General features: G+C 68.5%; 12 protein-coding genes. 1 reads left to right on the top strand and 11 read right to left on the bottom strand.

Annotation, left to right across the window (positions count from 1 at the left end):
* Positions 1-43: 43 nt before the first annotated feature.
* The 11 genes from purH to J7520_RS15680 all read right to left on the bottom strand — a co-directional run bounded on the left by purH (position 44) and on the right by J7520_RS15680 (position 12122).
* Positions 44-1621 (bottom strand): bifunctional phosphoribosylaminoimidazolecarboxamide formyltransferase/IMP cyclohydrolase, encoded by a 1578-nt coding sequence (gene purH, locus J7520_RS15730; protein WP_291190145.1) that lies wholly within the window; start codon positions 1619-1621, stop codon positions 44-46.
* An 82-nt stretch (positions 1622-1703) separates the two neighbouring features.
* Positions 1704-1937, bottom strand: coding sequence for a helix-turn-helix domain-containing protein (locus J7520_RS15725; RefSeq protein ID WP_291190142.1), 234 nt, complete (start codon positions 1935-1937; stop codon positions 1704-1706).
* A 274-nt stretch (positions 1938-2211) separates the two neighbouring features.
* Positions 2212-3000 carry a zinc-ribbon and DUF3426 domain-containing protein gene (locus tag J7520_RS15720; RefSeq protein WP_291190138.1) on the bottom strand — a complete coding sequence of 263 codons (789 nt, stop codon included), beginning with the start codon at positions 2998-3000 and terminating at the stop codon, positions 2212-2214.
* Positions 3001-3063: 63 nt separating this feature from the next.
* Positions 3064-3963, bottom strand: coding sequence for a 50S ribosomal protein L11 methyltransferase (prmA, locus tag J7520_RS15715; RefSeq protein ID WP_291190135.1), 900 nt, complete (start codon positions 3961-3963; stop codon positions 3064-3066).
* A gap of 142 nt (positions 3964-4105) precedes the next feature.
* On the bottom strand, positions 4106-5473 hold the full coding sequence (accC, locus tag J7520_RS15710; protein WP_291190133.1) for an acetyl-CoA carboxylase biotin carboxylase subunit: 1368 nt from the start codon (positions 5471-5473) through the stop codon (positions 4106-4108).
* A gap of 96 nt (positions 5474-5569) precedes the next feature.
* Positions 5570-6049, bottom strand: a complete 480-nt coding sequence (gene accB, locus J7520_RS15705) for an acetyl-CoA carboxylase biotin carboxyl carrier protein (RefSeq protein ID WP_291190130.1) — start codon at positions 6047-6049, stop codon at positions 5570-5572.
* 34 nt (positions 6050-6083) lie between these two features.
* Complete coding sequence (gene aroQ / locus J7520_RS15700; RefSeq protein WP_291190127.1) at positions 6084-6524, bottom strand: type II 3-dehydroquinate dehydratase; 441 nt, start codon at positions 6522-6524, stop codon at positions 6084-6086.
* 311 nt (positions 6525-6835) lie between these two features.
* Positions 6836-7387 carry a TlpA disulfide reductase family protein gene (locus tag J7520_RS15695; protein ID WP_291190123.1) on the bottom strand — a complete coding sequence of 184 codons (552 nt, stop codon included), beginning with the start codon at positions 7385-7387 and terminating at the stop codon, positions 6836-6838.
* The gene (dsbD, locus tag J7520_RS15690; protein ID WP_291190120.1) at positions 7384-9726 is read right to left on the bottom strand and encodes a protein-disulfide reductase DsbD; all 2343 of its coding nucleotides are present in this window, start codon (positions 9724-9726) and stop codon (positions 7384-7386) included. The genes J7520_RS15695 and dsbD overlap by 4 nt, the downstream gene beginning before the upstream one ends.
* Before the next feature lie 70 nt (positions 9727-9796).
* A complete protein-coding gene (cutA, locus tag J7520_RS15685) occupies positions 9797-10117 on the bottom strand; it encodes a divalent-cation tolerance protein CutA (protein WP_291190117.1) in 321 nt (106 codons plus the stop codon).
* Positions 10118-10214: 97 nt separating this feature from the next.
* Positions 10215-12122 carry a M64 family metallopeptidase gene (locus J7520_RS15680; protein ID WP_291190113.1) on the bottom strand — a complete coding sequence of 636 codons (1908 nt, stop codon included), beginning with the start codon at positions 12120-12122 and terminating at the stop codon, positions 10215-10217.
* Positions 12123-12131: 9 nt separating this feature from the next.
* On the opposite strand from J7520_RS15680, the gene J7520_RS15675 reads away from it, so the two are divergent.
* Positions 12132-12866, top strand: a complete 735-nt coding sequence (locus tag J7520_RS15675) for a hypothetical protein (RefSeq protein ID WP_291190110.1) — start codon at positions 12132-12134, stop codon at positions 12864-12866.
* The last annotated feature ends 89 nt before the right edge of the window (positions 12867-12955 follow it).

Below are 12955 nucleotides of genomic sequence, written 5' to 3'. Positions count from 1 at the left end.
AAGTTTGTTATGCGAACTTTGGGGTTGACGCCGCGCAGCGGCGTCAATGCCGGAAATGCCGCACCCCCGTGAACACCATCGCCATGCCGTGCTCGTCGGCCGCGGCGACGACTTCGGCGTCGCGCATCGAGCCGCCGGGCTGGATCACCGCGCGGATGCCGGCCGCGGCGGCGGCGTCGATGCCGTCGCGGAACGGGAAGAACGCATCGGACGCCATCACGCTGCCGGGAACCTCGAGCTTGGCCTCGGTCGCCTTCAGCGCAGCGATCTTCGCGCTGATCACACGGCTCATCTGGCCGGCGCCGATGCCGATCGTGCGGCCGCCGCGCGCATAGACGATCGCGTTCGACTTGACGTACATCGCGACGTGCCAGGCGAACAGCAGGTCGTGCAGCTCGGTCGCGTCCGGCGTGCGCTTCGAGACGACCTTGAGGTCGGACAGCAGCAGCGTGTCGCGGTCGGCGTCCTGCACCAGCAGGCCGCCGGCGATGCGCTTGTAGTCCTGCGCGTGCGGCGGCAGTTCGTCCCAGTCGCCGGTTTCCAGCACGCGCACGTTGGGCTTGGCCGCGATCGCCGCGATGGCGTCGGCGTCGAACGCGGGCGCGACGACGACCTCGACGAACTGGCGCGCGACGATCGTCTTCGCGGTGGCTGCGTCGAGACGGCCGTTGAACGCGATGATGCCGCCGAACGCGGACACCGGATCGGTCGCGTAGGCGTGCTCGTAGGCCTCGGCGAGGTTCGCGCCGAGCGCGACGCCGCACGGATTGGCGTGCTTGACGATGACGCAGGCCGGCGTCTTGCGGAACGCCTTGACGCATTCGAGCGCGGCGTCGGCGTCGGCGATGTTGTTGTAGGAGAGTTCCTTGCCGGCCAGCACGCGCGCCGCGGCGACGGTGCCGCGCGGCGGATGGCGTTCGACATACAGCGCCGCGCCTTGATGCGGATTTTCGCCGTAGCGCAGCGTCTGCTTGCGCTCGAAGGCGAGGCGCAGGTTCGGCGCGAACGCTTCCGGCTTGTCGGCGTCGGCGCGGGTGCCGAGCCAGTTGGCGATCAGGCCGTCGTAGCGAGCCGTGTGCGCGTAGGTCTTGGCGGCGAGGCGGCGGCGCAGCACCAGCGAGGTGCCGCCGTGCGCGAGCGCCTCGAGCACCTCGGCGTAGTCGGCCGGATCGACCGCGACCGCGACGTGCTCGTGGTTCTTCGCCGCGGCGCGCAGCATCGCCGGACCGCCGATGTCGATGTTCTCGACCGCGTCGGCCAGCGTGCAATCCGGCGACGCGGTGACCTGCTCGAACGGATACAGATTCACGATCAGCAGATCGATCGGCTCGATGCCGTGCTGCTCCATCACCGCGTCGTCGACGCCGCGCCGGCCGAGCAGGCCGCCGTGCACGCGCGGGTGCAGCGTCTTGACGCGGCCGTCCATGATTTCCGGAAAGCCGGTCAGCGTGCTGACGTCGGTGACCGGCAGGCCGGCCTCGCGCAGGGTCTTCGCCGTGCCTCCGGTCGACAGCAGGGCGACGCCGAGCGCGTCTAGGCCACGCGCGAGATCGATCAGTCCGGTCTTGTCGGAAACGCTGAGCAGCGCGCGCCGCGCTGGAACGAGGGTCGCATCGAACATGAGGGTGGGGCAGGCCGCTGGAAAGAGCGGAATTGTAGCGTCGCGACGGGCTTCGCGCTTCCGGGCCGCTCGTGCGGGCCGTTCAGTCGGCGAGGCCGTACTGCTGCAGCTTCTTGCGCAGGGTCGCGCGATTGATGCCGAGCGCCGCCGCGGCGCGGCTCTGGTTGCCGCCGTACCAGGTCATGACTTCGCGCAGCAGCGGCGATTCGACCTCGCACATGACCAGCGCGTGCAAGCCTTCGCCCGGCTCGGACTCGACGTCGGAAAGATAGCGACGTACCGCGCGCGAAACGCAGTCGCGCAGCGCGGGTTGCAAGGCGGGTTCGTGCGCGCCATCGGCGCGCGAAAGACTTGCGGCGTTCACAGCGAACAGGGCCCCTTCAGATGAAACCGACTTCCTTGAGTGGGCCGACGGCGAAACGGCGCGCGCGTCGGAAGGGGATAGTAGCGCCGCCGACGCGGCTTGGTAAGTCCTGCGAATGTGAAATCCGGTGTTGCGGATCGTGTGTCGCGAAGAGATCGTTGCGGCGATGGCGGTTGCGCGCGCTTCTTCAAGCGATCGCTGAGCAGACGCCCGCTCGACCGCGTCGTTACTCGAACTTGAACTCGAAAGCGACGGCGTTGCGGCCCGGATCGGCGATCTCGAACACCAGCGCGGTGCTGGCGCCGGCGGCGAGGCCTTGCTCGATCGTGCGCGTGTCGCCGAGATACTCGCGCGGCGCGAAGCGGCGCATCGCGATGCGCTTCTCGTCGAGATCCGAGAGCGTGATGCCGACGGTCGGATAGGGTTGCGCGAAATCCGCGTCGTTGCGCAAGGTGGCCGAAACGATCAAGGCGCCTTCGACCGAAGGATGCGGGCGGATGTCGCGCGCGAGCAGGCTCAGAGTGTTCGCGTCGCGGCGCAGCGGCAGACGGCAGTCGAGCTTCGCGCAGAGCGCGTCGAGCCACGGCCGCGCGCGCGCGTCGTCGATCCAGCGCACGCGCTCGGCCCAGGCGATCTCGCCGCCGAGCACGAGCAGGAGCAGCGCGCAGCCGGCGAGCCACGGCGCGTTGCCGGTGCGTCGTTCGCGCCGCCGCGCGGCGGCGAACGCCGGCAAGGTCGAACGTTCGGCGGCGAGCGCGCGCTCGGCCTGGCTGATGAACAGCATTCCCTGCGCCGGGTTCGGTCGGAACACCGGCAGATCCAGCTGCGGCGGCGCCGGTTCGACCGGATGCGTGTCGAGGTATTCGATCGGCTCCGGCGGCAACTGCTCGGCGAGCGTGCGCAACGCGTCGAACTCGGCCGCGCAGTGTCCGCAGCGCACCTTGCCGTGCGCCGCGGCGAGCTCGGCGATGCCGAGCTTGAAGATCGTCAGACACTCGGGGCACTGCGCGTACATGCCTCGATTGTACGGCGGTGCGGCGATCGCGGTCGTGATCCGCGTCGGGCGCGGACCGGCAGGTCAGCGGCGCCGGCCGGTGATGCGCACCCAGTCCTCGCGCGTCGTCACGACGAGATCGTCGAACCACTCCGCGTAGCGCGCGACCAGTTCCTGCGCCTGGCCTTGCAGGATGCCCGACAGCGCGAGCGCGCCGCCCGTGTCCACGCAGGCGGCGAAACGCGGTGCGAGTTCCGCCAGCGGGCCGGCGAGGATGTTGGCGACGAACACTTCGGCCGCGGCGCCGGGGAAGTCCTCCGGCATGAACAGATCGAGCCGGTCGCCGACGCCGTTGCGCGCGGCATTGTCGCGGCTGGCTTCGATCGCCTGCGGATCGTTGTCGACGCCGGCGACGTGCCCCGCGCCGAGCTTGAGCGCGGCGATCGCGAGCACGCCCGAGCCGCAGCCGTAGTCGATCACCGTCTTGCCGACGAGATCGATGCCGTCCAGCCATTCCAGGCACAGCGCCGTGGTCGGATGCGTGCCGGTGCCGAAGGCGAGGCCCGGATCGAGCCGCACGATCGCCGCCTCCGCATCGTCCGACGGCGGCTCCACGTTCCACGGATAGATCCACAGGCGCCGGCCGAAGCGCATCGGCTGGAACTGGTCCATCCACACGCGCGTCCAGTCCTGGTCGGCGACTTCTCGGAACGCGATGCGCTCGGGCGCGAGATCCGGCAGCAGGTCGGTCAGCACGTGTACGAGACCGCTGCGGTCCGCCTCCGGATCGAACAGCGCTTGCAGCACGATCTCGCCCCACAGCGGCGTCTCGCCGACGCCGGGTTCGAGGATCGCGCGCTCGTTCGGCGTGTCGGCCTCGGCGTCGAGCAGGGTCACGCTGAGCGCGCCGACTTCCTCCAGCGCGAGTTCCACGCGTTCCTGATCCGACGAGCGCAACATCAGGGAGAGTTCGAGAAAGGGCATGTTGCTCTCCGCCGTCACTCCCGCCGAGGCGAGAATCGCTTTTCAGCAGCCGGCCAACGAGTCGTGCGGTTCGATCCGGACGAGGGGAAATGGATTCCCGCTTTCGCGGGAATGACGAGCATCGGACGATCCGGTTTCGGACTCAGCCGATCCCGATCGCCTTTTCCTTCGCCTCGGCGATGCGCCGCTCGAGGTAATGGATGTTCTGCCCGCCGGCCTGGAAGCCGCCGTCGGCCATGATGCGCTGTTGCAGCGGCACGTTGGTCTTGATGCCCTCGACGACCATCTCCGACAGCGCGATGCGCATGCGCGCGATCGCGGTGGCGCGGTCGCGGCCGTGCACGATCAGCTTGCCGATCATCGAATCGTAGTTCGGCGGAATGCGGTAGCCGTCGTAGACGTGCGTGTCGACGCGCACGCCGGGGCCGCCCGGAGCCTCGAAGCGCTTGACCGTGCCGGGGCTGGGCATGAACGTGTCCGGATCCTCGGCGTTGACGCGGCACTCGATCGCGTGGCCGTTCAGCACGACGTCTTCCTGGCGGATCGAGAGCTTCTCGCCGGCCGCGATCAGCAGCTGTTCGCGCACGAGGTCGACGCCGGTGATCAGTTCGGTCACCGGATGCTCGACCTGGATGCGCGTGTTCATCTCGATGAAATAGAAGCGGCCGTTCTCGTACAGGAACTCGAACGTGCCGGCGCCGCGATAGCCGATGCGCAGGCAGGCTTCGACGCAGACCTTGCCGATCTCGGCGCGCTGCTCGGCGCTGATGCCCGGCGCCGGCGCTTCCTCGACGACCTTCTGGTGGCGGCGCTGCATCGAGCAGTCGCGCTCGCCGAGGTGGATCGCGTTGCCCTGGCCGTCGGCGAGCACCTGGATCTCGACGTGGCGAGGATTCTCCAGGAACTTCTCCATGTAGACCTCGCCGTTGCCGAACGCGGCCTTGGCTTCGGACTTGGTCATCTGGATCGCGTTGGACAGGTGCGCCTCGGTGTGCACGACGCGCATGCCGCGTCCGCCGCCGCCGCCGGCCGCCTTGATGATGACGGGGTAGCCGATTTCGCGCGCGATCTTCGTGTTGGCGACCATGTCCTCGCCGAGCGGCCCGCCGGAGCCGGGCACGCAAGGCACGCCGGCTGCCTTCATCGCGCGGATCGCCTCGACCTTGTCGCCCATCAGGCGGATCACGTCGGCGGTCGGGCCGATGAAGATGAAGCCGGACTTCTCCACGCGCTCGGCGAAGTCCGCGTTCTCGGACAGGAAGCCGTAGCCGGGATGGATCGCCTGCGCGTCGGTGACTTCCGCGGCGGCGATGATCGCCGGCACGTTCAGATAACTTTCGGCCGCCGGCGGCGGACCGATGCAGACCGATTCGTCGGCCATGCCGACGTGCTTGAGGTTGCGGTCCGCGGTCGAGTGCACCGCGACCGTCTTGATGCCGAGCGTATGGCAGGCGCGCAGCACGCGCAGTGCGATCTCGCCACGGTTGGCGATTACCACTTTATCGAGCATGGGAGGCTTCGGTTGGTGTCATGGGGCATGTGAGCGGTGAGCGGTGAGCGGCGAGCGGAGAAAGCTTTCTCCGCTCGCCGCTCACCGCTGGGCCGCTCACCCAATCACGAACATCGGCTCGTCGAACTCGACCGGCTGGCCGTTGTTGACGAGGATCGCGAGCACGGTGCCGCTGACGTCGGCTTCGATCTGGTTGAACATCTTCATCGCCTCGATGATGCCGAGCGTGTCGCCGGCCTTGACCGACTGGCCGACCTTGACGAACGCGGCGGCCTCGGGATTGGCCGATGCGTAGAAGGTGCCGACCATCGGCGCCTTGACGACGTGGCCGTCGGGCAGCGACTTGCCGCCGGCCGCGGGCGCCGCGGGGGCTTCGCTGGCGGCGGCCGGCGCAGTGACCGGCGCCGGCGTGTCGACGCGCACGTGCTGCACGGGCGCGGCCTGCGGCAGCGAGGCGACCATGCCCTTGGGAATGCGCGACAGGCGAACGATCTCCTCGCCTTCCTTGATTTCGAGTTCGGCGAGGTTGGATTCCTCGAGCAGGTCGATGAGCTTCTTGATCTTGCGCAGGTCCATGCGGACTCCCGGCTGAAAGTCTTGGGGAAGAAGGTCAGGCCTCGAGCCGGCGCAAGGCGGCGCTCAGCGCGAGGCGGTAGCTGTCCGCGCCGAAGCCGGCGATGACGCCGACGGCGAGGTCGGAAAAATACGAGTGGCGACGGAACGCTTCGCGCGCGTGCACGTTGCTGAGATGGATCTCGACGAACGGGATCGCCACCGCGGCGAGCGCGTCGCGCAGCGCGATGCTGGTGTGCGTGAAGGCGCCCGGATTGATCAGGATGAACGCGGTGCCGTCGTGGGCGGCGGCCTGCACGCGATCGATCAGCACGTGCTCGGCGTTCGATTGCAGGCTCGACAGTTCGTGTCCGGCGGCGTGTGCCGCCTGGGCGAGGCCGGCGTCGATGTCGGTCAGCGTCGCGCGCCCGTACACCGCCGGCTCGCGCGTGCCGAGCAGGTTCAGATTGGGGCCGTGCAGGACCAGGATCTTCGCCACGAACGGAGTCGCCGATGGATTCGTCAAAAAAGCGAAGCCGCTAGTCTGGACGACGATGCCCGGTCTGTCCAGTTCGACGACGTTTGCCGGGAAATGCCGGAATTCGAGCCAGAAGGAGTGCTAATCGCTCTTTGGCACAAGGACGTGCCGTGCAGCGAGCGCAGCGCGCTCGCTGCGTGCAAACGTGGCGCGGCTTTACTCGCGCCATCCATGGCGCTCGCTTGCGGGCCAGCTTCGCTGTTCGGGCGCGCTCCTGCGCGCCACGTGCCGCGGCCGTTTGTTGCAAGCCGCGGCAGGAGGCCCGGTCTTGCTCAGAAATGCGGCGCCAGCCACTGCTCCAGCGCGCTTTCGCTGAAGTTGCCGGCGCGTTGCGCGAGGATGCGGCCGTCGCGGCCGATCAGCACCGTGAACGGCAGCACGCCGCGCAGGTTGCCGTAGTCCAGCGCGACGTCGCCGCCGCGTGCCGGATCGTCGACCAGGATCGGATAGGTGACCGGATATTCCTTCAGGAACGCCTGCGTCGCCTCGGGTGAATCCGCCGCGATGCCGACGATCTGCAGGCCGTGTTCGGCGTAGCGCTGCTGGCTGCGGTCGAGCAGCGGCATTTCCTCGCGGCACGGGCCGCACCAGCTGGCCCAGAAATTCACCAGCATCAGCTTGCCTTGCCATTCGGCCAGCGCGCGCGGCTTGCCGGCCAGGTCCGGCAGGCTCACCGGCGTGATCGCGTCGCCGACCTTCAGTGCCTGCGGCGCCGCGAGCTGCGGCGGCGACGGCCGCAGCCAGCCGCCGGCGAGGAAGCCGCCGGCCGCGCCGGCCACGGCGATGGCCAGGATCAGCAGGTTCGTGCGGTTGAACGGACTCACTGCACCTTGCCGACGCGTGCGACGAAATCGTCGGCGCTCTCGAAGCCGATCAGGCGCAGCGGGCGGCGCTCGGCGCCGTCGGCGAAGAAGATCGTCGCGGGCGGGCCGAACAGCGCGAAGCGCTTCAGCAGCGCCTGGTCGGCCTCGTCGTTGGCGGTGACGTCGGCCTTCAGCAGCACGAAATCGGCCAGGCTCTTCTGCACCGCCGGCTGGGTGAAGGTGAACTTCTCCATCTCCTTGCAGCTGACGCACCAGTCCGCGTAGAAGTCGAGCATGACGCGGCGGCCGCCTTGCGCGGCGGCGGCGACCTCGCGGTCGAGGTCGGCGATCGTCTTGATCTTGCGGAACTTGAGCTCGCCGCCGGCGCTTTCCTTGCCGGCGCTGGCGACGATGCCGCCGAGCGGCTTCAGCACGTCGCGCCCGCCGGCGGCGGCGCCGATCAGTTCGGCCGCGCCGAGCAGGAGCAGGATCACGCCGAGCGCCTTCCACAGGCGGCTCCAGCCGGACGCACCGTCGGGCAGGCGTTCCAGCGCGCCGAGGTAGACCGCCGAGCCGATCAGCACCGCGCCGCTCATCAGCATGATCCAGACGCCGTCGAGGATGCGGCTCAGCATCCAGATCGCCAGGCCCAGGAAGAGCACGCCGAACACCGCCTTGACCGCATTCATCCAGGCGCCCGCGCGCGGCAGGAAGCGTCCCGCGGCGGTGCCGAACACGACCAGCGGCGCGCCCATGCCGAGGCTCAGCACGAACAGCGCGAGGCCGCCGAACACCGGGTCGCGCGTCTGGCTGATGTAGAGCACGGCCGCGGCCAGCGGCGGCGCGACGCAGGGCCCGACGATCAGCGCCGAGAGCAGACCCATGATCGCCACGCCGATCAGCGAGCCGCCTTTCTGGCGATTGCTGATGTCGGCGAGCTTGGTCTGCAGCGAGCTCGGCAGTTGCAGCTCGTAGAAGCCGAACATGCTCAGCGCGAGCAGCACGAACAGGCCGGCGAAGCTCCACAGGATCCACGGTTTCTGGAACGCCGCCTGCAGGTTCGCGCCGGCGAGCCCGGCGACGATGCCGGCGATGGTGAACACGACGCAGGTCGCCAGCACGTAGACCAGCGAGAGCACGAAGGCGCGGCGCGTGGAGACGTTCTCGCCGGAACCGGCAATGATGCCGGAGAGGATCGGAACCATCGGGAACACGCACGGCGTGAACGCGAGCAGCAGGCCGAAGCCGAAGAACGACAGCAGGGCGAGCAGGCGGTTGCTCGACAGGTTGGCGGCGAGCGCCTGCTCCTCGGACTGTTCGCCGGCGCTGCCGTCTTTGCCGCTCGCGGCCGTGGCCTGTGTGTCGGTGTCGGGCGAGGACTGGGCCGCCGCCGGCACGAAGGAGGCCTTCGCCGCTTCGAGTTCCTGTGGCGTCGCCGCCGGCAGGTCGACGTCGACGTCGCGCGTCATCACCGGATAGCAGATGCCGTCGTCCTGGCAGCCCTGGTATTCGGCGTGGACCTTGATCGTCTGCGCCGCGCCGCGTTCGCGCGCGAGCGCGAGCGGCAGTTCGACCTGGTCGAAGTAGACGACCACCTCGCCGAAATGCTCGTCGCGATGCGGCACGCCCGGCGACCACTGCGGCGCGCCGATGCGCACGCCGTCGCCGCTGCTCAGCATGACCGAGCTCTTGTCGCGATACAGGTAGTAGCCCTTCGGCATCGTCCAGCGCGTGAGCAGCGAGGTCGGACTCGCCGCGATCGCCTCGAACACGAAGGCCTGTTCTGGCGGCAGCGGCGTGCGGTCGGCGGCGCCGCCGAGTCCCGGCGCGCCGCCGAGCGCGATCAGCGGCTGCGTGGCGCCGTTCTTGAGGCCGGTGTCGGAACCGGCAGAGGCCGGGGCCGCTGCCGCCGTCGCGCCGCCGGCCGGCACGTCCAAGGTCACCGTCGTCGTGTGCGGCGGATAGCAGATCTTCGGATCGACCTCGTGGCAGCCCTGCACGTTGACGGTCAGCGACAGCGTCTTGGTCGCCGCATCGGCCAAGCTGTAGGGCAGCGTGGCGTCGACCGAGTCGTGGTAGATCTCGACCTCGCCGAGGAACTCGTCGTTCTTCTGCTTGCCGGCCGGCAGCTCCAGCGCGCCGAGCGTCAATCCGGCCTGCGTCGTCTTCGTCTTGATGCGCGAGCGATACAGGTAGTAGTCCTTGGCGATCTCCCAGTGCAGGGCGATCTTGCCGGGCTCCGCGGCGCGCGTGGTCAGCTTGAATGCCTGCTCGACCGGCAGCAGCCCGTCGTCGGACTGGGCCTGCGCAAAACCGGCCAGGCCGAGCGAAAGAATGAGGCCGGTCAACAGCTTGCGCATCGCGAAACACTCCGGAAGGACGGTGGGCGGGGAACAGGACCGCGCTTGGACCGCGCGGCTTTCAGGACGTTCATTGTCGCGATGTCGCAGCCGCGATCCAATCCAGGTACGCGCCGAGGCCGTCGATGGCGTCCACGGCGATCAATTCGGGCACATCGTACGGATGCAAGTCCGGCAGGCGCGCCTTCAGCTCGTCGAAGCGCTCGCGCGTGGTCTTGATCAGCAGCAGCACTTCCGTTTCCTGCTGCACGGCACCTTGCCAGCGGTAGGTCGAAACGATGCCGGGCAGGGCCTGCACGCAGGCGGCCAGGCGTTCCTCGACCAGCACGCGCGCGATGCGCGCGGCCGTTTCGGAGTCGGGACAACTGCAGAGGGCGACGACGGTGGACATGCGATCGACGGCGGATGCGCGAACGCTCCATGTTCGCACACTCCCGCGAGCCGGCCGGAAGTCGCGGCGCCGCGCCGCCTCGGAAAGTCCTTGCTTCTTAGTCGCGCGGAGGAGGCGCGTGCGGAGCGGGACGTTCCGAATGCGCGGGCGCAGGCAGCGGTTGCATGCGCAGCGCCATCGCGCGTTCGAGTGCGGCGCGCGAGGGCGCATTGAAGATCGGCAGAATCCGATGGTTGCGCATCATCGACTCGATCGACGGCCGGTACGCGCCTCCGGGATAGTAGACGGCGCCCTCGTAGACGCCCAGCGATGACGTCAGATCACGCGTGGGAATCGGCGTATCCGCTGAAATCCATCGTGCCCATGGGATATCGGCGAGATTTGCGGAGTAGCTCGCATTCGGACATCCGCTGTCGGCGAAGCCGGCCAGGGGGTGTACGCCGGGAAATTCGCTGTACTCGTCGCACAAGTTGCCGACGAAGTGCCCGAATTCATGAGCCGGCCCGGCGCCGCCGCCAGCAAAGGACCAGTCCGTATTGAAGCCCGCGGTCCACAAGATGCTGCCCGGGTCGGAGGGAATGGTGTTGCCGCGCGCATAGTCGGCGACGGGCTGGTTGATCAGGAGTACGACGACGTCCAGCTCCGGCAGGGCGGCCAAGGCGCTGTGCATGAAGGCTTCGTCGTCGGCGAAAAGAGTCCGCCTACCGAGCCTGAGCGTCGATCCGTAGCGCGTCCGGCGCGCGAGGACGGCGTCACCGTTTTCCGTCACGATGCTGTAGCCGGCTTGCTCGGACGGTTCGAACAAGGCGTAGGCGTTGAAGGCGTCGCGATGCTCGCTCCAGACGTCCGAGCCCAGCAGGGCGCGCATGAATTCGCGCGCGCTGCGGTGAAAGAGCGCACCGTCGTCGCTGCTGAGTATGCCGTCGCCGTTCAGATCGGTGAATGGCTCGCTGAAGTCGGCCGGGACGGAGCCGTTCGGAAGGGAGTCGGGCGTCGGCGAACCGTAAGCCGTCACATTGTCGCCGGCGCTGACGACACCGTCCTGATCCAGGTCCTGCCAGGCGAAACCGTCCCACTGGCCGTTGCCGTTGACGTCGGTGTACGACTCGCGTGCCTGCGCGTAGCCGTCTCCCAGGAACAGGATGTTGAAGCGTGCCGCGCGGTCGCCGTCGCCGTACAGGCGCAGCAGGCCGCCTTCGTCGATGGATTGAAACGCCAGCTCGTGCAGGACGACCGACGCGGGCGGAGGAGCCGCTCCCACGGTCATGATCGTGCTGGCGGTGGAATCGTAGGCCTGACCGTCGTTGGGTTCGAACTGCGCCGCCCAGCCCCGGCGGTAGGGCGTCTCGAAGCGCCCGAGCGCGTCCGTGGATACCTGGAACGTCTTGTCGTTGATCAGCAACCGGTTGTGCCAGAGCAGCACGCTCGGAATCGGCCGGCCGGATTCGGTGACGACTTGGCCGCGCCAGACCAAGGTCCGTTCCGCTGCGGAAAACGTCTCGACTTGCTCGACACGCGCATTCTTCGCGACGCGCACCGTGTCGTAGCGTCTTCCCTCCCAGCCGAGCGGAGCCGCTTCGACGGCATAGGTGCCAGGACTGAGCTGGATCCGGTAGCGCGCCGTGCAGTTTCCGGCCGGGTCGGCCGGCGTCGCGGTTTCGGCTTCGATCAGGCGTTCGATCCGCGCGCCGTCCGCCGACGTCGCCGTGACGGTGAAGTGCGTCAGCGGCGGCTGCGCCTGCGGGCAGGGCAGCTCGGCGGAGAGGACGAAGTCGCCGCTGGCGTCGTCGGGAACGATGTCGGCAAGCGTGGTATCGCTGGCGATCGACACGGGAGCGGTTCGAAGCGGCGTGCGATAGAACAGCACGTGATCGAAGTTCATCAGGTTGTCGTCGACCTCGAACACGTAGCTGCCCGCCGGCAGCGGCATCTCGAACTGGCCGATCGCCGGCTCCTGTCGTGTCGAGAGCACGAAGCGTCCGGTGTCCGCGTCGTAGGCACGCACGAGGACGAGGTGATCGACGTCGACGCGGCCGGAGACCAGGAACGTCGTTTCGTCGGCGGCCGCTACGGAATCGGCTGCCGCTCCGACGGAGCGCAAGCCTGCGACTTGCGGATCGCGCGGCGCATCAGGATCGCCGGAACGTGGAGGCTTCGATCGCGACGGGGCGAGCCGGCCCGGTGTCGAGCGCATCAGTTTCGCGGTCGCGGCGTAGGCGGACGCCAGTTCGCGCCGGACGCGCGCTCCCTCGCCGTCGGCTTGCGCGATCAACCCGGTGTCGATCGCGCGAGTCCAGATCACATTCCCTTGCGCATCGCGCAGCACCGCTCGCGATCCGGGCGACGGTCGCGGCACGACCACGGAGAAACGCACACCATCCTCGGCTGCGCCGTGGAAAGTGCGCGGCACCGGAATACGCTTCGTCCAGGCCCCCTCGCCGGAGGCTGTTTCGATCGAAAGATTCCAGCCCGGCCCTTCGTGGAACGGCGGGGAAGCGACGTAGTCGGCGACGGATGTGCCGAGCAGTTCGACGGATTCGGCGGCGCGAAAGTCCAGCACCAACCCGTCGGGCGATTTCGCGCCGACGGTACCGGCGGTCAGCGTCGCAAGCAGGAGCGAAAGGCCGATCCTCATTCCCAATCCCCGCCGGTTCGATGGGCGGAGATTCGAGCACGCCGGCCCATTGCGGTCAACGAATTCTTTCGTATTAAACCGATCGAACAGGTGGTGACGCAGAAGGCTCGGTGAGGCAAACGGTGTAGGTGAGTCGAAGGCGAGGCCGGGCTTGCTTCCGCAGCGATCCGGCGCGCGGGCAACGGCTTCTTCGAGGAAAGACC

The organism is Dokdonella sp. (assembly GCF_017744955.1).
Taxonomy (GTDB): Bacteria; Pseudomonadota; Gammaproteobacteria; order Xanthomonadales; family Rhodanobacteraceae; genus Dokdonella_A.
The sequence above is the reverse complement of the archived record's forward strand: the minus strand, read 5'-3'. Positions and strand labels throughout refer to the sequence as shown.

What these genes read in the sequence shown, in the direction of transcription:
- purH (WP_291190145.1), bottom strand. Translation starts at nt 1,621, where the DNA reads ATGTTCGATGCGACCCTCGTTCCAGCGCGGCGCGCGCTGCTCAGCGTT.
- dsbD (WP_291190120.1), bottom strand. Translation starts at nt 9,726, where the DNA reads ATGCGCAAGCTGTTGACCGGCCTCATTCTTTCGCTCGGCCTGGCCGGT.
- cutA (WP_291190117.1), bottom strand. Translation starts at nt 10,117, where the DNA reads ATGTCCACCGTCGTCGCCCTCTGCAGTTGTCCCGACTCCGAAACGGCC.
- prmA (WP_291190135.1), bottom strand. Translation starts at nt 3,963, where the DNA reads ATGCCCTTTCTCGAACTCTCCCTGATGTTGCGCTCGTCGGATCAGGAA.
- accC (WP_291190133.1), bottom strand. Translation starts at nt 5,473, where the DNA reads ATGCTCGATAAAGTGGTAATCGCCAACCGTGGCGAGATCGCACTGCGC.
- J7520_RS15720 (WP_291190138.1), bottom strand. Translation starts at nt 3,000, where the DNA reads ATGTACGCGCAGTGCCCCGAGTGTCTGACGATCTTCAAGCTCGGCATC.
- accB (WP_291190130.1), bottom strand. Translation starts at nt 6,049, where the DNA reads ATGGACCTGCGCAAGATCAAGAAGCTCATCGACCTGCTCGAGGAATCC.